At 72.7% G+C, this 22545-nt stretch carries 19 protein-coding genes and 1 pseudogene; 8 read left to right on the forward strand and 12 right to left on the reverse strand.

The annotated features are described in order from the left end of the window. The 5 genes and pseudogenes from FGF04_RS04855 to FGF04_RS04875 all read right to left on the reverse strand — a co-directional run. Nucleotides 1–190, reverse strand: a pseudogene (locus FGF04_RS04855) (hypothetical protein); the annotation flags it as partial. A gap of 1 nt (nucleotide 191) precedes the next feature. Then, the gene (locus tag FGF04_RS04860) at nucleotides 192–1103 is read right to left on the reverse strand and encodes an AAA family ATPase (RefSeq protein WP_149509965.1); all 912 of its coding nucleotides are present in this window, start codon (nucleotides 1101–1103) and stop codon (nucleotides 192–194) included. Then, entirely contained in the window at nucleotides 1100–1978 is an 879-nt protein-coding gene (locus FGF04_RS04865) for an FAD binding domain-containing protein (RefSeq protein ID WP_149509966.1), read from the reverse strand. The genes FGF04_RS04860 and FGF04_RS04865 overlap by 4 nt, the downstream gene beginning before the upstream one ends. Next, the gene (locus FGF04_RS04870; protein ID WP_149509967.1) at nucleotides 1975–4368 is read right to left on the reverse strand and encodes a xanthine dehydrogenase family protein molybdopterin-binding subunit; all 2394 of its coding nucleotides are present in this window, start codon (nucleotides 4366–4368) and stop codon (nucleotides 1975–1977) included. The genes FGF04_RS04865 and FGF04_RS04870 overlap by 4 nt, the downstream gene beginning before the upstream one ends. Next, a complete protein-coding gene (locus tag FGF04_RS04875; RefSeq protein WP_149509968.1) occupies nucleotides 4365–4868 on the reverse strand; it encodes a (2Fe-2S)-binding protein in 504 nt (167 codons plus the stop codon). Before FGF04_RS04875 ends, FGF04_RS04870 begins: the two co-directional genes overlap by 4 nt. Nucleotides 4869–5128: 260 nt before the next feature. On the opposite strand from FGF04_RS04875, the gene FGF04_RS04880 reads away from it, so the two are divergent. The 3 genes from FGF04_RS04880 to FGF04_RS04890 all read left to right on the forward strand — a co-directional run bounded on the left by FGF04_RS04880 (nucleotide 5129) and on the right by FGF04_RS04890 (nucleotide 10697). Continuing rightward, entirely contained in the window at nucleotides 5129–7144 is a 2016-nt protein-coding gene (locus tag FGF04_RS04880) for an elongation factor G (RefSeq protein WP_149509969.1), read from the forward strand. An 86-nt stretch (nucleotides 7145–7230) separates the two neighbouring features. Continuing rightward, the gene (locus FGF04_RS04885; protein WP_149509970.1) at nucleotides 7231–9093 is read left to right on the forward strand and encodes a cellulase family glycosylhydrolase; all 1863 of its coding nucleotides are present in this window, start codon (nucleotides 7231–7233) and stop codon (nucleotides 9091–9093) included. A 164-nt stretch (nucleotides 9094–9257) separates the two neighbouring features. After that, nucleotides 9258–10697 (forward strand): M6 family metalloprotease domain-containing protein, encoded by a 1440-nt coding sequence (locus FGF04_RS04890; RefSeq protein ID WP_223146345.1) that lies wholly within the window; start codon nucleotides 9258–9260, stop codon nucleotides 10695–10697. Between the two features lie 37 nt (nucleotides 10698–10734). Here the strand turns inward: FGF04_RS04890 and FGF04_RS04895 are convergent, their stop codons facing one another. The 3 genes from FGF04_RS04895 to ctaD all read right to left on the reverse strand — a co-directional run bounded on the left by FGF04_RS04895 (nucleotide 10735) and on the right by ctaD (nucleotide 14143). Beyond that, nucleotides 10735–11967: a glycosyltransferase gene (locus FGF04_RS04895; protein ID WP_149510002.1), complete on the reverse strand. Its 1233-nt coding sequence runs from the start codon at nucleotides 11965–11967 to the stop codon at nucleotides 10735–10737. A gap of 140 nt (nucleotides 11968–12107) precedes the next feature. Then, on the reverse strand, nucleotides 12108–12455 hold the full coding sequence (locus FGF04_RS04900; RefSeq protein WP_149510003.1) for a hypothetical protein: 348 nt from the start codon (nucleotides 12453–12455) through the stop codon (nucleotides 12108–12110). Nucleotides 12456–12460: 5 nt separating this feature from the next. After that, nucleotides 12461–14143 carry an aa3-type cytochrome oxidase subunit I gene (gene ctaD, locus FGF04_RS04905; RefSeq protein ID WP_149509971.1) on the reverse strand — a complete coding sequence of 561 codons (1683 nt, stop codon included), beginning with the start codon at nucleotides 14141–14143 and terminating at the stop codon, nucleotides 12461–12463. 105 nt (nucleotides 14144–14248) lie between these two features. On the opposite strand from ctaD, the gene FGF04_RS04910 reads away from it, so the two are divergent. Next, nucleotides 14249–14824 (forward strand): RNA polymerase sigma factor, encoded by a 576-nt coding sequence (locus tag FGF04_RS04910; RefSeq protein WP_149509972.1) that lies wholly within the window; start codon nucleotides 14249–14251, stop codon nucleotides 14822–14824. Between the two features lie 345 nt (nucleotides 14825–15169). Here the strand turns inward: FGF04_RS04910 and FGF04_RS04915 are convergent, their stop codons facing one another. Together FGF04_RS04915 and FGF04_RS04920 are read right to left on the reverse strand one after the other, a co-directional pair. Further along, nucleotides 15170–16567 carry a sensor histidine kinase gene (locus FGF04_RS04915; protein ID WP_188113959.1) on the reverse strand — a complete coding sequence of 466 codons (1398 nt, stop codon included), beginning with the start codon at nucleotides 16565–16567 and terminating at the stop codon, nucleotides 15170–15172. Nucleotides 16568–16572: 5 nt separating this feature from the next. Then, a complete protein-coding gene (locus FGF04_RS04920; RefSeq protein ID WP_149509974.1) occupies nucleotides 16573–17259 on the reverse strand; it encodes a response regulator transcription factor in 687 nt (228 codons plus the stop codon). Between the two features lie 230 nt (nucleotides 17260–17489). On the opposite strand from FGF04_RS04920, the gene FGF04_RS04925 reads away from it, so the two are divergent. Together FGF04_RS04925 and FGF04_RS04930 are read left to right on the forward strand one after the other, a co-directional pair. Beyond that, nucleotides 17490–17951, forward strand: a complete 462-nt coding sequence (locus FGF04_RS04925; RefSeq protein ID WP_149509975.1) for a peptidoglycan-binding domain-containing protein — start codon at nucleotides 17490–17492, stop codon at nucleotides 17949–17951. A gap of 243 nt (nucleotides 17952–18194) precedes the next feature. Beyond that, on the forward strand, nucleotides 18195–19589 hold the full coding sequence (locus tag FGF04_RS04930) for an amidase (RefSeq protein WP_149509976.1): 1395 nt from the start codon (nucleotides 18195–18197) through the stop codon (nucleotides 19587–19589). 86 nt (nucleotides 19590–19675) lie between these two features. Here the strand turns inward: FGF04_RS04930 and FGF04_RS04935 are convergent, their stop codons facing one another. Together FGF04_RS04935 and FGF04_RS39920 are read right to left on the reverse strand one after the other, a co-directional pair. After that, entirely contained in the window at nucleotides 19676–20158 is a 483-nt protein-coding gene (locus tag FGF04_RS04935) for a GNAT family N-acetyltransferase (RefSeq protein ID WP_149509977.1), read from the reverse strand. Nucleotides 20159–20224: 66 nt separating this feature from the next. Next, a complete protein-coding gene (locus FGF04_RS39920) occupies nucleotides 20225–20395 on the reverse strand; it encodes a hypothetical protein (RefSeq protein ID WP_188113960.1) in 171 nt (56 codons plus the stop codon). A 414-nt stretch (nucleotides 20396–20809) separates the two neighbouring features. On the opposite strand from FGF04_RS39920, the gene FGF04_RS04940 reads away from it, so the two are divergent. Beyond that, nucleotides 20810–21898 (forward strand): S-(hydroxymethyl)mycothiol dehydrogenase, encoded by a 1089-nt coding sequence (locus FGF04_RS04940; RefSeq protein WP_149509978.1) that lies wholly within the window; start codon nucleotides 20810–20812, stop codon nucleotides 21896–21898. After that, the gene (locus tag FGF04_RS04945) at nucleotides 21895–22527 is read left to right on the forward strand and encodes an MBL fold metallo-hydrolase (protein WP_149509979.1); all 633 of its coding nucleotides are present in this window, start codon (nucleotides 21895–21897) and stop codon (nucleotides 22525–22527) included. Before FGF04_RS04940 ends, FGF04_RS04945 begins: the two co-directional genes overlap by 4 nt. Nucleotides 22528–22545: the final 18 nt, after the last annotated feature.

The raw sequence follows: 22545 nt of genomic DNA on the forward strand, positions 1-22545 counted from the left end.
GCTCCAGGTCGTCCCGGCTCCCGCACAGGGTGAGCCGCCCCGACCAGTACACGTCGGACCGCGCCCCCGGCCCCAGCACGTCGAGCGCGCCGATCAGCGCCTGTACGCGGTCGGGTCCCGCGTCGACCCCGGCGGCGCGCAGGGCGCGGGCGAACCCGACCAGCACGGCGGGGCCGTCGACCCCGGGCACCTCACGCGCCGCCCGTCGCGAGCAGGGCCGTCAGGTCGAGCCCGCGGGCCCGCTCCAGGTCCTCCCGGTACTTGAGCACCGAGCCCAGCGTGGCCACCGCCAGCTCCGCGTCGACCTCCGTGGCGCCCAGCGCGGCCAGCGCCTGCGCCCAGTCGATGGTCTCCGCGACCCCAGGCGGCTTGACCAGGTCCTGCGCCCGCAGCGCCTGCGCCAGGACGGTCACCTGCTCGGCCAGCCGTGCCGACGCGGCCGGCACCCGCCCGCGCACGATGGCCAGTTCGCGGGCGAAGCCGGGGTGGTCGAACCAGTGGTAGAGGCAGCGCCGCTTCAGCGCGTCGTGCACCTCCCGGGTCCGGTTGGAGGTGAGCACCACGACCGGCGGCGACTGCGCGCGCAGCGTGCCCAGTTCGGGGACCGTCACCGCGTACTCGGAGAGCAGCTCCAGCAGGAACGCCTCGAACTCGTCGTCGGCGCGGTCGATCTCGTCGACGAGCAGGACGCAGGAGTCGGTCTCCAGGGCCCGCAGCAGCGGGCGCGCGATCAGGAACCGCCGCCCGTACAGCTCGCCCTCCAGCCGGTCCGCGTCGGTGGCGCCGGTCGCCTCGGCCGCCCGCAGGTGCAGCAGCTGGCGCGGGAAGTCCCAGTCGTACAGCGCCTGCGAGGCGTCGATGCCCTCGTAGCACTGCAGGCGGATCAGCGGGGCGTCCAGCGCGCCGGCGAGGGCCGCCGCCAGCGCGGTCTTGCCCACGCCCGCGTCGCCCTCGCAGAAGATCGGCCGCCGCAGCCGCAGCGCCAGGAAGCAGGCGACCGCCAGCCCGTCGTCGACGAGGTACCCGCCCTCCTCCAGCCGGGCCCGCACCTCGCCGGGCCCGGCCGGCCACGTCCCGTGTCCGTCGCGTGCGATCGGCCTCACCCCATCCTCGCGGCGGCCAGCACCGCGCGCCGGGTGAGCGTCCGGGCGAGATGCGCCCGGTACGCGGCGGAGACCGCGGGCTCGGCGGCCGGCCGGGTCCCCTCCGCCGCCGACTGCGCGGCCCGCGCCACGCCGTCGACCCCGGCCGGCCCGGCCGCGCCCACGCCCGCCAGCGCCTCCTCGGTCGCGGTGGCCCGCAGCGGGGTGGTCCCCATGTTGGTGAGGCCGATCCGCGCCTGCGCGATGTGCCCGTCGTCGCGCCGTACGAGCGCCGCCACGCCGACCATGGCCCAGGCCTGCGCCACCCGGCTGAACTTCTCGTAGTGGAAGCCCCATCCGTCGGCCTCGTCGGTCTTCGGGACGCGCACCTCCACCAGCAGCTCGTCCGGCCGCAGCGCGGTCTGCAGGTAGTCGACGAAGAACTCCCGGGCCGGGACGGTCCGCCGGCCGTCCGGGCCCACCGCGACCAGTTCCGCGTCCAGCGCGAGGGCCACCGCCGGCAGGTCACCGGCCGGGTCGGCGTGCGCCAGCGAGCCGCCGAGGGTGCCCCGGTGGCGTACGGCCGGGTCGGCGACGGTCGCCGTGGCGGCGGCCAGCAGGCCCGCGTGGCGGCGCACCAGCGGATCGGCGACGACGGCGTGGTGCGTGGTCAGCGCGCCGATCACCAGCGTGCCGCCCTCCTCGCGGACCCCGCGCAGACCGGGTATCCGGCCGACGTCGACGACCAGTTCGGGGAAGGCGAGCCGCAGCCGCAGCAGGGGCAGCAGGCTCTGTCCGCCCGCCAGGACCTTCGCGTCCTCACCCGCGCCGGCGAGGAGGCGCACCGCCTCCTCCACACCGGTGGGCCGCGCGTACGCGAACGCCGGAGGAATCATGACCGCCCCTCCTTCTGTGCCTCCCGGCCGGCCCGGGCCGACCGCAGGGCCTCCCAGATCCGGCCCGGTGAGCAGGGCATCGCCACGTCGCGCACGCCCAGCGGCCGCAGCGCGTCCACGATCGCGTTGACGACGGCGGGCGTCGAGGCGATCGTCCCCGCCTCCCCGACGCCCTTGACCCCCAGGGGGTTGGACGTGGCGGGCGTCTCCGTGCGGTCCGTCGTGAACTCGGGCAGGTCCGGCGCGCCGGGCACCAGGTAGTCGGCCAGGCTGCCGGAGACCAGGTTGCCCTCGTCGTCGTAGACCGCCTCCTCGTACAGCGCCTGCGCGATGCCCTGCGCCAGCCCGCCGTGCACCTGGCCCTCCACGATCACCGGGTTGACCACCCGGCCGACGTCGTCCACGCAGACGTACGAACGGATCGAGGTCCGCCCGGTCTCCGTGTCGACCTCGACCGCGCACAGGTGGGTGCCGTGCGGATAGGAGAAGTTGTCCGGGTCGACCAGGTGCTCGGCGTTGACGGTCGGCTCCATCCCGTCGGGCAGGTCGTGCGAGGAGAACGTCTCGAAGGCGACCTCCTGGATCGTCCGGCGCGCCTCGGGCGAGCCCTTCACCGAGAACACGCCGTCGGCGAAGTCCAGGTCGCGCTCGTCGGCCTCCAGCAGGTGCGCGGCCACCCTGCGCGCCTTCTCGACCACCTTCCGCGCCGCGTGGTGGACCGCCGTGCCGCCGACGACCAGCGACCGCGACCCGTAGGTGTCCATGCCCTGCGGCGCCGAGCGGGTGTCGCCGTGCACGACCTCCACGTCCTCGAAGGGCACCCCGAGCACGTCGGCGGCGATCTGGCTCCAGCAGGTCTCGTGCCCCTGCCCGTGCGGACTGCTCCCGGTGACCACCTCGACCTTGCCGGTGGGCAGCATCCGGATGCTCGCCGCCTCCCAGCCGCCCGCCGCGTACCGCAGGTCGCGCAGCACCCGGCTCGGCGCGAGCCCGCACATCTCGGTGTACGTGGACACGCCGATGCCGAGCCGTACCGGGTCGCCGCTCTCGGTGCGCTTGGCCTGCTCGGCCCGCAGCTCGTCGTACCCGAACAGGGCGAGCGCCTTGTCGGTGGCGGCCTCGTAGTCGCCGCTGTCGTAGGTCAGCCCCGAGACGGACGTGTACGGGAACTCCTCGTGCCCGATCCAGTTGCGGCGCCGCAGCTCCACCGGGTCCAGGCCCACCTCGACGGCCAGCTCGTCCATGATCCGTTCGATGGCGTACGTGGCCTCCGGACGCCCGGCGCCCCGGTACGCGTCCGTGGGCGTACGGGTCGTGAACACCCCGGTGCAGCTGAACTCGTACGCGTCCATCTTGTAGATCGCCGGGTACATGAAGGCGCCCAGGATCGGGATGCCCGGGGTGACGAGCATCAGGTAGGCGCCCATGTCGGCGAGCAGGTCGACCTTCAGGCCGAGCAGTTTTCCCTCGCTCGTCGCGGCGACCTCGATGTCCTGGACCTGGCCGCGCCCGTGGTGGGTGGCGAGGTGGCCCTCCGAGCGGGACTCGGTCCACTTGACCGGCCGGCCCAGGCGCCGCGCGACGTCGAGCGCGACCACCTCCTCGCCGTACACCTGCAGTTTGGAGCCGAAGCCGCCGCCGACGTCCGGGGCGACCACCCGCAGTTTGTGCTCGGGGACGCCGGTGACCATGGACAGCATCACCCGCAGGACGTGCGGTATCTGGGTCGCCGAGTACACGGTGTACTCGCCGGACGCGGCGAGCGGGGTGACGACGACGGCCCGCGGTTCCATGGCGTTGGGGATCAGCCGCTGCTGGAGGTAGCGGCGCCGCAGGACGACGTCGGCGCGCCGCCTGACCGCCCCGTAGTCCTCGCCGGTGGCCAGCGGCCAGACGTAGCTGCGGTTGGTGCCCTTGTCCGCGTGCACCAGCGGGGAGCCGTCGGCGAGCGCGGCCTCCAGGTCCAGCACCGGGGGCAGCGGCTCGTAGTCCACCTCGATCGCTTCGAGCGCGTCGGCGGCGGCGTACCGGTCGCGGGCCACGACGACCGCCACCGGGTCGCCCGCGTACCGGACCTCGTCGACCGCGACGGCCGGGTGGTCGGGCAGCACGATGTCCTCGGTCACCGGCCAGGCGCACGGCAGCGAGGCCGTGGTCGCGGCGAGGTCGCGGCCGGTGAACGCGGCGACGACGCCGGGCCGTCCGAGCGCGCCGGAGACGTCGACGCGGGTGAGGCGGGCGTGCGCCATGGGGCTGCGCAGGATCGCCAGGTGCAGCAGTCCGGTGACCCCGATGTTGTCGGTCCAGGTGGTCTGCCCGGTGACGAGTCGTGCGTCCTCCTTGCGGGGCCGGGACCGTCCGACCTCGCGCTCAGTGGTCCGCTCGCTCACGGCGCCACCTCCTGGGGGGAGGGTTCGGCGGCCGCGGGCCCGGCGGCTCCGGAGGCCGCGAGGACCGCGCGCACGATGTTCTGGTAGCCGGTGCAGCGGCACAGATTGCCCTCCAGGGCGTGCCGCACCTCGTCGGCGCTCGGCCCGGGGTTCTCCCGCAGGAGGTCGCGCGCGGCCATGAGCATCCCCGGGGTGCAGTAGCCGCACTGCAGCGCGTGCTGCTCGTGGAACGCCTTCTGCAGCGGGTGCCACTCCCCGTTCGCGGCGAGCCCCTGGACCGTGGTCACCTCGCTCCCGTCGGCCTGGACCGCGAGCACCGAGCAGCTCTTGGCGGTCGCCCCGTCCAGGTCGACCGTGCAGGCCCCGCAGTTGGAGGTGTCGCAGCCGATCGGCGTACCGGTCAGGCCCAGCCGGTCGCGCAGGTAGTGGACCAGCAGGAGACGGGGTTCCACCTCGTCCTCGTACGTCGTGCCGTCCACCGTCACCGAGATACGGGTCATGTGCCCTCCCAGGGAACCGTGCGAGGGAAATCAGCCACCGGACGTGATGGGCGTCACTCTAGGACCGTGTCCGGGGAGGGGCGAGGGCCGTGACAGGGGTTTGTTGACGGTTAATCCGTTGCTCCCGGACGCCGCCGCCTGCTGGACTGCGGGCGACCGGCCCACCGGGGCCGCCGACCGCAACGGAGGAGCAGCGATGCGCGGAACGTTCATGTCCACCCAGGAAGGAATCTCCCTCGTCACGAAGGACATGACACGCGGTGCACTCACTGAACCTCGGCATCCTGGCGCACGTAGACGCCGGTAAGACGAGCCTGACCGAACGGCTGCTGCACACCGTCGGGATCATCGACGAGATCGGCAGCGTCGACGACGGCAGCACACAGACCGACTCCCTCGCGCTGGAACGCCGGCGCGGGATCACCATCAAGTCCGCCGTCGTCTCCTTCGAGACCGGCGGCGTCACGGTCGACCTCATCGACACCCCCGGCCATCCGGACTTCATCGCCGAGGTGGAGCGGGTGCTGGGCGTGCTCGACGGCGCGGTGCTCGTGGTCTCGGCCGTGGAGGGCGTCCAGGCGCAGACACGCGTCCTGATGCGGACGCTGCGGCGGCTGCGCATCCCGACGCTGGTCTTCGTCAACAAGATCGACCGCCGCGGCGCCGACACCGACCGCGTCCTGCGCGCCGTCTCCGACCGGCTCACCCCGGCGATCGTGCCGCTGGGCACCGTCCGCGGCCTCGGCACGCGCGCCGCCCGAGTGATCCCGTACGCGGAACCCGCCCCCGGCCTGCTCGACCTCCTCACGGCGCACGACGACGGCCTGCTCGCCGCGTACGTGCGCGACGGCACGGTGCCGCCCGGCCGCCTGCGCGCCGCGCTCGCCGAGCAGACCGCGCGGTGCCTCGTCCATCCGGTCCTCTTCGGCTCCGCCATGACGGGCGCCGGGGTGGACGACCTGGTCCGCGGCATCGGGGAGCTGCTGCCCGCCGCCCCGGGCCGGCCCGAGGGCCCGGTGTCCGGCACCGTCTTCAAGGTCGAACGGGGAGCGGCGGGGGAGAGGATCGCGTACGCGCGGATGTTCTCCGGGACGGTACGCACCCGGGACGTGCTGGCCTTCGGCGACGGCAGCGTCCGCCGGGAGGGCAGGGTCACCGCCGTGGAGGTCTTCGCCCGGGGTGCGGCCCGCCGGGACACCTCGGTGACCGCCGGGCGCATCGGCCGGCTCCGGGGCCTCGGCGGCATCCGGATCGGCGACACCATCGGCGTACCGCGCGAGCGGGTCGCGGAGTTCGCGGATGCGGCGCCCGCGGGCCGGCAGCACTTCTCCCCGCCCACGCTGGAGACCGTGGTGGTCCCCTGCCGCCCCGCCGACAAGGGGGCGCTGCACACCGCGCTCACCCGGCTCGCCGAACAGGACCCGCTGATCGGCCTGCGGCAGGACCCCGTACGGCAGGAGATCTCCGTGTCCCTCTACGGCGAGGTGCAGAAGGAGGTCCTCCAGGCGACGCTCGCCGAGGAGTTCGGCCTCGACGTCGGCTTCCGCGGGACGACGACCCTGTGCGTCGAGCGGCCGGTGGGCAGTGGGGAGGCGGCCGAGTTCAACGGCGAGGACACCAATCCGTTCCTCGCCACGGTCGGACTGCGCGTCGACCCGGCCCCCGCCGGGGCGGGGACGGCGTTCCGGCGGGAGGTCGAGCTGGGGTCGATGCCGTACGCCTTCTTCCGGGCCGTCGAGGACACGGTGCGGGAGGCGCTCGGCCAGGGCGTCCACGGCTGGCAGGTCGTGGACTGCACGGTCACGATGACGCACTGCGGCTACTCGCCCCGGCAGAGCCATGCCCACCAGGGCTTCGACAAGAGCATGTCGAGCACGGGCGCGGACTTCCGCGGACTCACCCCGCTCGTCCTGATGGCGGCGCTGCGGCGGGCGGGCACCCGGGTGCACGAGCCGGTGCACCGCTTCCGTCTGGAAGCCCCGGCCGACACGCTCGGCATCCTCCTGCCGGTCCTCGCCGCGCTGGGGGCGGTGCCCGGGACCACGCGCACGCACGGCGCCTCGTGCGTGCTGGAGGGCACCGTCCCCGCGGCCCGGGTGCACGGCCTGGAGCAGCGGCTGCCGGGACTGACCGGCGGCGAGGGCGAGCTGGAGACGGTCTTCGACCACTACGCGCCCCTCGCCCGCGGCGCCGTGCCGCAGCGGCCGCGCACCGACCGCAACCCCCTCGACCGGAAGGAGTACCTGCTGAACGTGGCCCGGCGGATGGGCGGATGAACGCCGCAACGGGCCTTGCCGGAAGGTGACTTACTCTCAAGTCAGGATGCTTGACGGGCGGCGGGGCGCACGCGACTGTTGCGTACATGCCAATGCTGCGTGCGCGTCTGCTCGGCGTCCTCGTCCTCCTGACCGGTCTCCTGACGACCGCGGGGACCCCGTCCGCCACCGCCCTGCCGGACGACCTCTGGTTCGACCCGGCCGCCGCCGCGACCCTCACGGTCCGGGACGGCCGCTTCACCGACGGCCTGGGCCGCGAGGTCGTGCTGCGCGGCTACAACGTCTCCGGCGAGACGAAGCTGGCGGAGAACCGCGGCCTGCCGTTCGCCTCGGCCGCCGACGCCCGGAAGTCGGCGACCGCGCTGCGCGCCCTCGGCGGCGGCAACTCCGTGCGCTTCCTGCTGTCCTGGGCGTACGCCGAACCGGTGCGCGGCCAGGTGGACACCGCCTACCTGGCCGCCGCCACCGAGCAGATGCGGGCCTTCCTGGACGCCGGGATCCGGATCTACCCCGACTTCCACCAGGACCTCTACTCGCGCCACCTCTTCGACCCCGACAGCTGGTACACCGGCGACGGCGCCCCGAAGTGGGCCGTCGACGCCGGGGACTACCCGGACGAGTACTGCGGCATCTGCCCCTTCTGGGGCCAGAACATCACCTCGAACGCGGCCGTCACACAGGCGTCGCACGACTTCTGGCACAACGCGCACGGACTGCAGGACGCCTTCCTCGCCACCGCGCAGACCACCATGGCGTACCTCGAACAGCACCTGACCGACGCCCAGTTCGCGGGCGTCGTCGGCTTCGACCCGTACAACGAGCCGCACGCGGGCACCTACGACACGGGCCAGACGAGCCGGACCTGGGAGAAGGACGTGCTCCAGCCGTTCTACGCGAAGTTCCGGGCCCGGATGGACGCGGCGGGCTGGCAGGACAAGCCCGCCTTCGTGGAGCCCAACCTTTTCTGGAACGCCAACCTCGACTTCCAGAAGCAGGAGGGCGGCCTCCTCGACGCGGGCACGCTCGGCCCGCGCTACGTCTTCAACACCCACTTCTACGACCAGAAGGCCATCTCGGGCGTCTTCATGTGGGGCAAGGCCAAGGACGGACAGTACGCCGGCGACTTCAAGGCCGTGCGCGACCGGGCCGCCGCCACCGGCACCGCGGCCGTCGTCAGCGAGTTCGGCCACCCCCTCGCGGGCACCGTCGCCGACAAGGCGCCGACCGTCCTCAAGGCCATGTACCAGGCCCTCGACTCCCGTGTGCCGGGCGCGAGTTGGTGGACCAACCCCGCGCAGTCGGGGCCCGTCCTGTCCGGCTCGCAGTGGCAGTGGGACATCTACAACGGCCGGCACCGCGAGCTGATGAACGGCAACCCCGACAAGGTGCTCACCGCGGGCGACGCCTGGAACGACGAGGACCTCTCCGCGGTGCGCCTCGACGACTCCGGGACCGCCGTGCTGCGCCAGGACGCCCGCCTCCTGGACCGCGTCTACCCGAGCGCCACGGCAGGCCGCACGGCCGCCTTCACCTACGAGGACCGCTCGCGGGACGGCTCCACCACCCTGACCTGGAACCCGGTCCCGAGCACCCTGCCGCGGGTGGCCGAACTGGTCGGCTCCGGACAGTACGCGCTGCACGCGTGGCGCTCGGACGGCAGCGTGGAGCCCACCGAACTGCACCTGCCGGCCTCCTTCCCGACCGCCGCCACGACGGTCGTCTCGGACCTCGGCACCACGGCCGCGCCGCCCGCGTACACGAGGACGACCCCGGTCGCGGTCGCACGCGAACCGGGCGGCACGGGCAGCCGCCGCCTGCTGCTGACCGCCCCGGACTCGGGCGTCCTGCACTACGCCCTCGTCACCAACGGCGCGGCGGCCCCGTCCGCGGCCCTGCTGGACGCCGCCCGGGCGGAGCTGGCCGGCTGGGCGGCGGCAAAACTGGGGTGACGCGGGGGAGGGAGGTGACCACAGGGGCCAACACCGTTGTGACGCACGGACATTGACAGCGAACTCGGCCGAAACTATGAGAGGCGTACGGCCTTCGCATGGTCTGATTCCCTGGATCCTCCGTATCCGGCAAAGAGGGGTCCGTCCCCTGAAGGGGGTGCCTGATGCGTCACACGCTCAGCCCCGTACGACCCGCCCACGACTGCACCGCCGCGTGCCCCGTGCCGCTGGCGCCGCAAGCCCTGGCCCAGCTGTACGCCCGCTACCTCGAACTGTCGAAGGAACGCCGCCTGCCCAAGGGCATGACCTTCGAGGAGTACTACTCCGTATGGCGCGCGGGCCGCAGGGGGGAGAACCACGTCGGCCTCGACGACGGGGCGCTCGACCCCGGCCCCAGCTCCGACAAGCAGCTGATCACCCGTCCCACCACCCCGCTGCGCGGCACGGTGCGCACGCTGGTGCTGCTCGTCGACTTCCCCGACCGGCCGCACGACGCCGACCACGGCCCCGGCCACTACGACAGCATGCTCTTCGGCCTGGACGAGTTCCCCACCGGCAGCATGCGCTCCTTCTACCGGCAGGTCAGCGGCTTCGACACCTCGCCCAGCACCGGCATCGACATCCAGGGCGCGGTGCACGGATGGTTCCGCATGCCGCAGCCGCTGTCCTTCTACGCCGACGGCAACTCCGGCATGAACGCCAACTTCCCGCGCAACTCCCAGGGACTGGCGCGCGACGCCGTGCAGGCGGCCAAGGAGGCGGGGATCGACTTCACCTCCTTCGACGCCCTCGGCGAGGGCGTCGTCACCGCGCTGTTCGTCATCCACGCCGGGCGCGGCGCCGAGCAGACGACCCAGCGCGGCGACCTGTGGAGCCTCAAGTGGACGATCCCGGACGGCGTCGAGGTCGCGCCCGGCCTGTCGGTCCGCACGTTCCTGACCGTGCCCGAGGACTGCGCCGTCGGCGTCTGCGCCCACGAGTGGGGCCACCTGGCCGCGCGCTGGGCCGACTACTACGACACCGGACGGCAGCAGCTCACCCGCTCGGCCGGGCTCGGCAGCTACTGCCTGATGGCGGGCGGTTCCTGGGGCAACGGCGGCCTCACCCCGGTGTTCCCGACGGCCATGCTGCGGATGTTCCACGGCTGGACCGAACCCCAGGTGGTCAACAAGACCACCCGGGACATCAGGCTGCGGCCGGCCGCCGAGGACGGTGAGGCGCTGTTCGTCCAGAACCCCGCGACGATGGCCGACCACCAGTACATCCTCGTCGAGTACCGCCGCCGGCGCGGCCAGGACGCCTTCCTGCCCGACGAGGGGATCGCGGTGTACGTCGTCGACGAGTCGATCGACAACGTCAACGACGAGCAGAACCTCGCCATCGAGCTCCTCCAGGCCGACGGCAAGAGGGACCTCTCGCGGATGTTCGGCCGCGGCAACCGGGGCGACAGCGACGACCTCTACCCCTTCGGCGACCGGAACACGGTCGGCGAGGCGACGGAGCCGCCCCTGGCCCTGCCCGACGGCACCTGGACGGGCGTCACCATCGAGACGGAGGGCACCCCCGGGGCCGAGGAGATGACGGTGCACATCACGGTCGCCTGACCTCCGGCCCGCTGCCCCGGCAGCCGGGCGGGGTTTCTCAGGCTCCGGCCAGCCGGTCCACCGCGGCGAGGACGGGACGTACCCCGTCCTCGCCGCGCAGCCGGCCGGCCAGCTCCTTCGCGCGCCGGGCGTACGAGGGCTCCGTCACCGCGCGCGCCACGGCGCCGGCGAGCGCGTCGGCGGTCAGCCCGCGCAGCGGAACCGCCGCCGGGGCGACCCCGAGCGAGACGAGCCGTGCCGCCCAGAACCCCTCGTCGAACTGGACCGGCACCGGCACGGTCGGCACACCGGTGCGCAGCACCGCCGCGGTCGTGCCCGCGCCCGCGTGGTGCACCACCGCGGCCAGGTGCGGGAAGAGCGCCGCGTGCGGCACCTCGCCGACGGTGAACACGTCGTCACCGCCGGCGGACAGCCCGGCCCAGCCCCGCTGCACGACGCCCCGCATCCCGGCCGCGCGCAGGGCCCTGACGACCTCCGCGCTCAACCGCTCGGCGTCGGGCACGGTCGCACTGCCGAGACCGAAGAAGACGGGCGGCGGCCCGGCGTCGAGGAAGTCCCGCAGCGCGTCCGGCAGCCGGGGCGCGGGATCGTACGGCCACCAGTAGCCGGTGACGTCCAGACCGGGCCGCCAGTCGCGGGGCCGCGCCACCACCAGGGGGCTGAAGCCGTGGTGGACCTGCCAGTCGTCTCGCCGGCGGGCGCGCCGTGCGGCCCGCGCGCCGAGCGGCGCGAGCCCGAACCGGGCCCGCAGGTCCCGCGTCGCGGCGGCGAAGATCCCGTCCACGGCCCGGTTGACGGCGCGCCCCGCGAGCCGGTTGCCCGTGGCGCCCAGCGAGCGGGTTCCCGTCACCGGGGGTGCGAACTCACCCGTGGGGGCCAGCGGTTGCAGGAAGACGCCCATGCTCGGCAGCCCGTACCCCTCGGCCAGGGTCCGGCCGAGCGGCGCGAGCGAACTCGACAGCAGCAGCACGTCGGCGGCGCCGGCCGCGGCCACCAGGTCGTCCGCCATCCGCCCCACCAGCGACCGCGTCATCCCGGCCAGCCGGACCAGCTTGCCGGCCCCGGTGGCGCTGCGGTGCAGCGCCCGCCCGCGGGCGGACTCCAGCTCGGCCCGCGGATCCACCGGCAGGGCACGGAAACCCAGGCCGGCGGCGGTCACCAGGGGCTCGAAGCGCCCGTGGGTGACCACCGTGACCTCGTGCCCGCCGCGCGCCAGCCCGTGTCCGAGCCCCGTGTACGGCGCGGCGTCACCGCGTGATCCCGCCGTCATGATCGCTACTCGCACGACGGCCAGTATGGGGCTCCGGGCGGGACGCGGGGAACGGCGCGACCGGCCACGGACGGACCACGGGCACCGCACGGCCTCATGCCGCCCCCGTCACGGCCGGACGGCGGCGACGGCGGCCCTTGTCACGGCCGGACGGCCGTGACGACCAGGGCCGCGGCCAGGACGAGGACGGCCGTCCCGCACAGGAACGTCGCGAGGAGGCGCCGCCGCAGCCCGCGGTAGACCTCCTCGTACTCGCTCCGCAGGTGCGCGGCCCGCCGGGCCGTACGCCTCCAGGAGTCCCGCGCGAGCGACACGTACTGCTCGGCGAAGCCCTCCTCGATCTCGGCGCGCTGGCTGTCGGTGAGCCACTCGAACCGCCGGGTGAAACGCCCGGCCGCACGGCGCCCCTCGCCCAGGGTCGCCTCGACCAGGAGGTGCCCCTCCAGCTCGTTGATCAGCGCGCCCGTGTCGATCGGCCGGTCGTCCATGGCGGTCACCGCAGAATCCTCTCCGCCGCGGGCAATTGACGGCCCGCGGTACCGATTTCGGGGTGGTGCAGGTCGAAGGCCGGGGATTCGGAACGGATGCGCGGCAGGGTGATGAAGTTGTGCCGCGGCGGCGGGCAGGACGTCGCCCACTCCAGGGAACGGCCGTAGCCCCACGGGTCGTCGACCTCGACCTTCTTGCCGTACTTCGCAGTCTTCCAGACGTTGTAGAGGAAAGGCAGCAAGGACAGTCTGAGGACGAAGGAGAAAATACTGGAGACCGTATTCAGGACCGTCAGTCCTTCCACGGCCAGATAATCGGGAATTCGGCGCTGCATTCCGTTCGTGCCCAGCCAGTGCTGGACGAGGAAGGTGCCGTGGAAGCCGGTGAACAGCGTCCAGAAGGTGATCTTCCCGAGGCGTTCGTCGAGCATCTTGCCGGTGAACTTCGGCCACCAGAAGTGGAAGCCGGAGAACATCGCGAACACCACCGTGCCGAACACCACGTAGTGGAAGTGCGCCACCACGAAGTAGGAGTCCGAGACGTGGAAGTCCATCGGCGGCGAGGCCAGGATGACACCGGTCAGACCACCGAAGGTGAAGGTGATCAGGAAGCCGGTGGCCCACAGCATCGGGGTCTCGAAGGACAGCGAGCCCCGCCACATGGTGCCGATCCAGTTGAAGAACTTCACGCCCGTCGGTACCGCGATGAGGAAGGTCATGAAGGAGAAGAACGGCAGCAGTACTCCGCCGGTGACGTACATGTGGTGGGCCCACACCGTCACCGACAGGCCCGCGATGGCGATGGTCGCGCCGATCAGGCCCATGTAGCCGAACATCGGCTTGCGGGAGAAGACCGGGATGACCTCACTGATGATGCCGAAGAACGGCAGCGCGATGATGTACACCTCGGGATGCCCGAAGAACCAGAACAGGTGCTGCCACAACAAGGCGCCGCCGTTGGAGGCGTCGAAGATGTGGGCGCCGAACTTGCGGTCCGCCTCCAGCGCGAACAGAGCCGCGGCCAGCACGGGGAAGGCCAGCAGCACCAGCACCGCGGTCAGCAGCACGTTCCACACGAAGATCGGCATGCGGAACATCGTCATGCCCGGGGCGCGCATGCAGATGATGGTGGTGATGAAGTTGACCGCGCCCAGGATGGTGCCGAAGCCGGAGAACGCCAGACCCATGATCCACATGTCGGCGCCGATACCCGGCGAGCGCACCGCGTCCGAGAGCGGGCTGTAGGCGAACCAGCCGAAGTCGGCCGCGCCCTGGGGGGTGAGGAAGCCGCCCACCGCGATCAGCGAGCCGAACAGGTACAGCCAGTAGGCGAACATGTTCAGCCGCGGGAACGCCACATCCGGCGCGCCGATCTGCAGCGGCATGATCCAGTTCGTGAAGCCCGCGAACAGCGGGGTGGCGAACATCAGCAGCATGATCGTGCCGTGCATCGTGAACGCCTGGTTGAACTGCTCGTTCGACATGATCTGCGTGCCGGGACGAGCCAGCTCGGCGCGCATGAGCAGCGCCATGACGCCGCCGATGCAGAAGAACGCGAACGACGTGACCAGGTACAGCGTGCCGATCGTCTTGTGGTCCGTGGTGGTCAGCCATCGGACGGCGGCGGAGCCGGAACGGCGGCCCGCACGTGAGGGCGCGGACGCCGGGGTGACAGTGTTGCTCTCCATGCCCCGCCTGTGTCCGACGGCCGTCCCGGCGTCACGCACGGGAGGAGCGACAAGGATCACCAAAAAGGGTGTGACGATCGAGGGACAGCCGGACACCTACGGAACATGAGCAACGACGAGGTCTTCGCCGCTGCCTATCGCGAGCACTACTGGGCGGTCAGCCGCTATGTTGCGCGGCGACTGGACGGCAGGACGAGCGAGGTCGAGGAAGTGGTGGCGGAGGTCTTCGCCGTCGCCTGGCGGCGCCGTGCCGACCTGCCCGCGTCCCCCCTTCCCTGGCTGTACGGGGTGGCCCGCAACTGCCTGTCCAACGCGGTACGCGGCTACGGGCGCCGTCGGCGGCTGGTGGACCGGCTCGTGAACGACGAGAGCGCGCACCGCAGGCAGATCGCGGCCGGTCCCGACGCCGAGCGGCCCGCGGCCTGGGTGCACGACGCGCTGACCAGGCTCTCCCCGGCCGACCAGGAGGTGCTGCGGCTCACCGCCTGGGAGGAGCTCGGGACCGAGGAGGTCGCCGTGGCCCTCGGCTGCGGCACCCGGGCGGCGGCGATGCGGCTGCACCGCGCGCGCCGTCGCCTCAGAGCCGAGATCGACCGCATGCGTGTCCTCGCGGCCCCGGACGCCGGGCCGTCCCGGCGCGACGCCCGCCACGTCACCCCGAAGGAGCAGGGCCATGGCTGACGAACTCGAAGCACGTGCGCGCGGAGCACATGAGCTCGGAGCACGTGCGCATGGAGCACATGAGCTCGGAGCGTGCGAACTCGGGGCGCTGCGCGACGCCGACCCGGTGCCGCGCGACGATCCCCGGTTCGGGGAGGGCCCGCTGAGCCGGGAGGCCGAGGACCGCCTCCGGGAGCTGATGGGGCGGACGGACGACGCGCCCACCCCGTCAGGAAGCGGCTCCGGCCCGGCTGGGGCGCGTCGTCCGTCCGCCCCATCAGCTCCCGGGGGCCCTGCCGGGTCCTGCCCGGTCCTGCCGGATGAGGTCCGCTGATCGTCCGCGGGTGCGTCGTGGCCGGGCGCGCGTCAGGGCAGGTGAGTGGGGAGGCGGAGACTGAAGTGCGCGCCGCGGGCGCTCGGAACGATCTCAAGGGTGCCGCGGTGGACGGCGGCGATGCGCTGGGCGATGGCCAGGCCGAGGCCGACACCGCCGGTGTCCTGGGTGCGGGCGTCGTCGAGGCGGGTGAAGCGTTCGAAGATCCGCCGGTGGTCCTCGGGCGGGATGCCGGGGCCGTCGTCGAGGACGTCGACCACCGCCGTGCCGTGGTGGGGGTCGTGGGTCAGACGGACGGTGATGGTCCCGGTCGCGTAGCGTTCGGCGTTGTCGAGGAGATTGCCGATGACGCGGGCCAGCAGGGCCGGGTGGCCCTGCACGGCGACGGGGCCGGGCCCTGTGCGCAGGTCGATGCCGATGCCGTGCGGTGGCCGGCGGCGGACGGTCTCCTCACGTACGACGTCGGTGAGGTCGACGGTCCGCCGCGGTTGCCGGTCGCCCTGCTCGGCGTCGAGGCGGGCCAGGAGCAGCAGGTCCTCGGTCAGTTCCTGTACCCGCATGGTGTCCTGGTGGGCCGCGTGGACGACCCGGGGCCAGTCGGCGGCATCGGGCCGGTTGAGGGCGAGTTCGAGTTCGGTGCGCAGGCAGGCGAGCGGGGTGCGCAGTTCGTGCGAGGCGTCCGTGGTGAACTGCCGCTGCCGGCCGACGGCGGCCTGCAGCCGGTTCAAGGTGGTGTTCATCGTCGTGGCGAGGCGCGCGATCTCGTTGCCCGCGCGGGGAACGGGCACGCGCCGGTCGAGATGGTGGGCGCTGAGTTCGGCGAACTCGGCACGGATGGCCTCGACCGGGCGCAGCACGCGGCCGACCGCGAACCAGGTGCTGCCCGCGATCAGGCCCACGAGTGCCAGTGTTCCGCCGGCCAGGGACCACACGACGGTGTCCAGCTGGGCCTGTTCGGCTTCGAGCGAGTAGGTCAGCACGACGTAGCCGGGAAACTGGGGATAGGCGTTGGGCCGCTGTATGGGCGCCGAGGGGGTCCAGGGCCCGAGGGACAGTGCTCCCTGGTGGCTGAGTGCGTCGTACATCGCGTCGTGACCGGACGGTCCGGGCGCGCCGGAGGACGACAGGTCGTAGGGCTTCATGCAGAAACTGATGCGCTGATCGCCCGGGGCAGGGGGTGAGGTGGAACCGCATCGCGATATGCGTTCGCGGTCGTAGGTCGCTCGATCGCCCTTCACCTCCACGCGCCACCAGGGTCCGGGCTCCGCGCTGCGCTGCTGGGCGCCCTCAAGGATCGAGCTCCGTACCGCGAGCGCCGTGCCGGTGGCGGCCGCGGCCAGGGGCAGCACAGCGATCACCGTGGCCAGGAGGGTCAGCCTCATGCGGATGGTGGAGGGGTACAGCCGGCGCAGCAGGGGAAGCAGGTGCATCCATTTCATCGTGGTGTGCCTCCGTTCGCGTCCAGCCGGTAGCCGACGCCCCGGACGGTACGGATCGAACGCTGCCGGAAGGGGGTGTCGAGTTTGCGGCGCAGGGCGCTGACGTAGACCTCGACGATGTTGACGTCGCCGTCGAAACGGTCGTCCCAGACATGTTCGAGGACCTCGCACTTGGACACCGTCTCGCCCGCGCGGCCGGCCAGGTACTCCAGAACGGCGAACTCACGCGCGGTCAGGGCTATGTCGTGGCCGCCACGTCGGCAGTGGTGGCCGGCAGGGTCGATCTCCAGGTCTCCGACGCGCATCACGGTGGGCCGCTCGGGGCGGCCCCGGCGGATCAGGGCGCGCAGCCGGGCCGCGAGCGCGACGAAGGAGAACGGCTTGGTGACGTAGTCGTCCGCGCCGGTGTCCAGGCCCTCGGCCTGGTCGTACTCGCCGTCCTTGGCGGTGAGCATCAGGACTGGCGTCCACACCCCCTCCTGACGCAGCTGGGCGCACAGCCGCAGGCCGTTCAGGTGCGGCAGCATCACGTCCAGCACGAGCACGTCGTATGCGTTGGCCAGCGCCAGTTCCAGGCCGCGTGGACCGTCGTGGGCCGTGTCGACGGCGTACCCCTCGCCGACCAGGCCCCGGCACAGCAGCTCCGCCAACCGCCGGTCGTCCTCGACCACCAGTATCCGCATGCCCTCAGCATGACCGACCGGTCCTGTGGAGAACCTGAAAGCCCCTCAGGAACCTTCAGGCTCCCCACAGTTGAGTTGTGCCACTGTCCTCTCACGGCCCACCGAGGTCCCGCGGGCCGGCCGGCCCGGACGCCGTCCGCTACCACCCTGCTCCGAACTGCGCGCGCTCACACACCTGACGGGCGAGCGAAGCCCGCTCCCCGACACAGACAGAACAGAGACGAGGAACCATGCGCACTGCGTTGATGAAAGCCGTCGTCGGTACGACCGCTGCTCTGGGACTCGCGGCCGGAAGCCTGATCGGAGCGAGCGCCGGTCTCGCTGCCGCTCAGCCGGCCGTGAGCTCCGCCGGCGGCGTCCAGAACGTCGCCTCCCCGGCATCGGCCCTGGCATCGAACAACCTCGGGCTCGACACGGCCCGGGCCAAGAACTGGCAGTGCTGGCTGCGGACCCTGGGATTCAGCCCCGGCGCGATCGACGGGGACCTCGGCACCAACAGCTGGAAGGCGGCGCAGCGCATGCTCAACGCCAGGAACCTCGGAGCCGGTGCCGTCGACGGGGACCCGGGGTACAACACGATCAGTGCGCTGCAGCGCTACCTGAACTGGTTCGGCTACGGCCTCCAGGTCGACGGGGACCCCGGCCCGCTGACCCGGGCGGCGTTCTGGGACTTCAACGCCACCGGCTGCTGATCCCGGCCGCCGGGGCTGGCAGGAGCAGGATGCGGTCCTCCTCACGGGGGCGGTCCAGGTTCCCCGGGAGTTCCCGCTCGATGCGCTCGCGGAACCCGTCCGGACCCTCGACTGGACGGCCCGCGGCGGGGCACAGTCCTCCTCGGACGCCGGACGCGAAAAGACGCCGAAAGAGGCCGAAAATCGCCGAAGGCACGGAAAGACCAGGACATGAGTGGGACCACACGCCCCCGAGGAGCCGACGTGACCAGCTGGGCCGGGCGGACCGCCGCCGAGATCGCCGCCGCCGTACGCGAGGGGCGGGCCACACCCCGCGAGGTGGTGGCGGAGCACCTCGCACGGATCGAACTGCTCGACGTGCGCGTCGGCGCCTTCCGGCAGCTGCGTACGGCCGCCGCGCTCGCCGAGGCGGACGAGGTGGCGGCCCGCCCGGACCTGGCCGCACTGCCCCTGGCGGGCGTGCCGGTGGCGGTCAAGGACAATCTGCCCGTACGCGGCGAGGCCACCCGCAACGGCAGTGCGGCGAGCGGGGACGCCCCGGCCGGCGAGGACCACGTCACGGTGGCCAGGCTGCGGGCGGCGGGCGCCGTCGTCGTCGGCCTGACCAACGTGCCCGAGCTCTGCGTCTTCGGCACCACGGACGGCGTGCACGGCACGGCCCGCAACCCGTGGGACACCACGCGCACGGCGGGCGGCTCCTCCGGGGGCAGCGCGGCCGCGGTCGCCGCGGGCATGGTGCCGCTGGCCCTCGGCAACGACGGCATGGGCTCGCTGCGGATACCCGCCGCCAACTGCGGCCTGATAGGCCTCAAGCCGGGACACGGCACGGTCCCGGCGGGGATCGGCCGCGGCGACTGGTTCGGGATGTCCGAGAACGGACCGCTGGCGACGACGGCCGAGGACGCCCGGCTGATGTTCGCGGTCCTGGCCGGCACGGACGGCGCGGGCACGGGCGCAGCCGCCACGGACACCGCGGGCACGGGCGCCGGCGCCCTCTCGGTCGCGGTCTCCGTGCGCAGTCCGCTGCCCGGGGTCACCGTCTCCCGGCCCTACGCGGACACGGCCCGCGCGGCGGCCGGGGTGCTGGCCGGCGCGGGGCACCGGGTCAGGCGCGCGGACCCGCCGTACCCGGTGTGGCTGGGTACGACCTCGCTGGCGCACTGGACGGCCGGGACGGCGGTGGACGCCGAGGGGCTCGATCCCCGGCGGCTGACGCGGCGGACGCGCGTCCACGCGGGGATGGGCCGGCGGTTCGTCGACTCGGTACGGACCGGTGTGCGGCGGCAGCAGTTGCGGGAGCGGCTGACGCCCTTCTTCGAGGAGCACGAGGTGCTGCTCACCCCGGCGCTGGCGCGGCGGGGACCGGCCGCCGCCGAGTGGCACAAGCGGGGCTGGCTGCCGAACCTGCTGGTCAACACCGCCTACTCGCCGCTGACACCGCCGTGGAACCTGACGGGGTGGCCCGCGATGGTGATGCCGTTCGGGACGCTGCCCTCCGGCATGCCGGGTGCGGTCCAGCTGGTGGGGCGGCCCGGGAGCGAGACGCTGCTGCTGGAGCTGGCGGCCCAGTTGGAGGAGCTGCGCCCCTGGACGCGGACGGCCCCGCTGGGCGTCCCCGCCCAGGAGGAGGCGGAGTAGGGCCGCCGCGGGCGGCGTAGGGCTGCGCGGGTACGCGGCGGCGCAGGGCTGCGCGGGTACGCGGGACCGGTCGCGCCGGTTCCGGTTCAGAGCGCCCTGTGCATGACGTGCAGTCCCACCCTGCCGTGCATCGGGTGGTCGTAGGCGTCGGGGATCGTCCCCACGATCGTGAAGCCCAGGGAGGTCCAGAGTTTCACGGCCGGGTTGGTCTCCACCACGGCGTTGAAGACCATGGCCCGGTAGCCGTCCGCCTCGGCCGTGTGCAGGACGTGCTCGGCCAGGGACCGGCCGACGCCCTGGCCCGTACGGTCGGGGTCGACCATGAAGCCGGCGTTGGCCACGGCTTTCGCGGGGCCGCCGTAGTTCGGGCCGACGTAGGCGGAGCCGACCACGGCGCCCGAGGCGTCCTCGGCGACGAACACGCGCTTGCCCGGCGCCATCCACAGGGCGCGGGCGTCCTCCCGGGAGGTGTCCGGGTCCCAGGTGTACGTCTCGCCCGCGGCGACGATGCGGTGCCAGAAGGGCCAGATCCGCGGCCAGTCCTCGGTCGTGGCTTCTCTGATCGGCATGGACCCGAGTCTGGCACGTCCATGCCGGTCAGCGATCGGACGGGTCCCGGTGCGGACCCGGCCGGTTCAGTCCACGCTGGGCAGGATGTGCGGCTCGGCGAGGTCGTCCTCGTAGCCCGCCAGCCGGATCGGGGCGGACCTGGCCCACACGTCCAGGCTCCCGAGCTTCTCCGCCCGGCCTCCGAGCTTCGTCCGTTCCTTGGGGCCCTGTTCGAGGTTCTTGGTCTCCGGTGTCACCGCGCACTCCTTATGTGTCGGGTCACCCTCGGGGCGTGCAGGACCACTCTGCCGTCGGTCGCTCGACGCCCGCTCGGGTCTGGGTACAGGCATTTCGGACGCGGTGGCGCCGGTCGACTCTCATGAGAGCAGGCCGTGGTGACTGGCATGTCCCGGGACGGACCGTGGGTGTGGGTGGAACCCAGAAGAGCTGTCCGTCCCGTACAGGGTAACCAAATGAGCGGGCCTCTGCTCGATGGGGCTGAAAACATGGTGTAACGGTCTGAAGTCGTACGGTGTCCGAGTGGATCCGCCCGGCCCGCGCCCGGCCGTTCCCCCACCGTGTTCGACTTGGTTGTCCACAGGCGGGGACGCACGCGTCCGGCCCTGTGCCACCATGATCAGCGTTGCACTGTCCATGTGAAGGAGTCCGACATGGCCGCCCAGAAGGTACGCGGTGTCATCGCCCCCGGCAAGAACGAGCCGGTGCAGATCCGGACGATCCTCGTCCCGGACCCGGGACCCGGTGAGGCCGTGGTGAAGGTGCAGGCCTGCGGGGTCTGCCACACCGACCTGCACTACAAGCAGGGCGGCATCAGCGACGACTACCCCTTCCTGCTCGGTCACGAGGCGGCGGGCGTCGTCGAGTCGGTCGGCGAGGGCGTCACCGACGTGGCCCCCGGCGACTTCGTGGTCCTCAACTGGCGTGCGGTCTGCGGCCACTGCCGGGCCTGTCTGCGCGGCCGCCCCTGGTACTGCTTCGACACGCACAACGCGAAGCAGAAGATGACCCTGGAGGACGGCACCGAGCTCTCCCCCGCCCTGGGCATCGGCGCCTTCGCCGAGAAGACCCTGGTCGCGGCGGGCCAGTGCACCAAGGTCGACCCGTCGGTGTCCCCGGCGGTCGCGGGCCTGCTCGGCTGCGGTGTGATGGCCGGCATCGGCGCGGCCATCAACACCGGCAACGTGGGCCGTGGCGACTCGGTGGCCGTCATCGGCTGCGGCGGTGTGGGCGACGCGGCGATCGCCGGCGCGTACCTCGCGGGCGCCGCGAAGATCATCGCCGTCGACATCGACGACCGGAAGCTGGAGAAGGCGCGCACGATGGGCGCCACCCACACCGTCAACTCCAAGGAGACGGACCCCGTGGAGGCGATCCGCGAGCTGACCGGCGGCTTCGGGGCCGACGTCGTCATCGAGGCGGTCGGCCGCCCGGAGACGTACAAGCAGGCCTTCTACGCCCGCGACCTGGCGGGCACGGTGGTCCTGGTCGGCGTCCCGACGCCGGAGATGAAGCTCGAACTGCCGCTGCTGGACGTCTTCGGCCGCGGCGGCAGCCTGAAGTCCTCCTGGTACGGCGACTGCCTGCCCTCGCGGGACTTCCCCATGCTGATCGACCTGCACCAGCAGGGCCGTCTCGACCTGGCGGCGTTCGTGACCGAGACCATCGCGCTGGACCAGGTCGAGCAGGCCTTCGACCGCATGCACCAGGGCGACGTCCTGCGATCGGTGGTGGAGCTGTGACGACCGCCCGCATCGAGCAGCTGGTCACCTCGGGCACCTTCAGCCTGGACGGCGGGACCTGGGACGTCGACAACAACGTCTGGATCGTGGGCGACGACGCGGAGGCCGTGGTCATCGACGCGGCGCACGACGCCGACGCCATCGCCGAGGCCCTCGGCGACCGCACGCTGCGCGCGATCGTCTGCACGCACGCGCACAACGACCACATCGACGCGGCCCCGGCGCTGGCGGCCCGCACCGGGGCACCGATCCTGCTCCACCCGGACGACCTCCCGCTGTGGAAGCAGACGCATCCGGACCGCCTGCCGGACGGCGAGCTGTCCGACGGCGAGCGGCTCTCCGTGGCGGGCGTGGAGCTGACCGTGCTGCACACCCCCGGCCACGCGCCGGGGGCCGTGTGCCTGTACGCGCCGGAGCTGGGCACCGTCTTCACCGGCGACACCCTCTTCCAGGGCGGTCCGGGCGCGACCGGCCGGTCGTTCTCCCACTTCCCGACGATCGMGGAGTCGATCAGGACCCGCCTGCTCGACCTGCCCGCCGAGACGGTGGTCCGCACCGGCCACGGCGACACGACGACGGTCGGCGCCGAGGCCCCGCACCTCCAGGAGTGGATCGACCGGGGGCACTGAGCGGGGCGCCTCCGGGGG

Origin of the sequence: Streptomyces apricus, from assembly GCF_008369065.1 — a bacterium.
Classification (GTDB): domain Bacteria; phylum Actinomycetota; class Actinomycetes; order Streptomycetales; family Streptomycetaceae; genus Streptomyces; species Streptomyces apricus.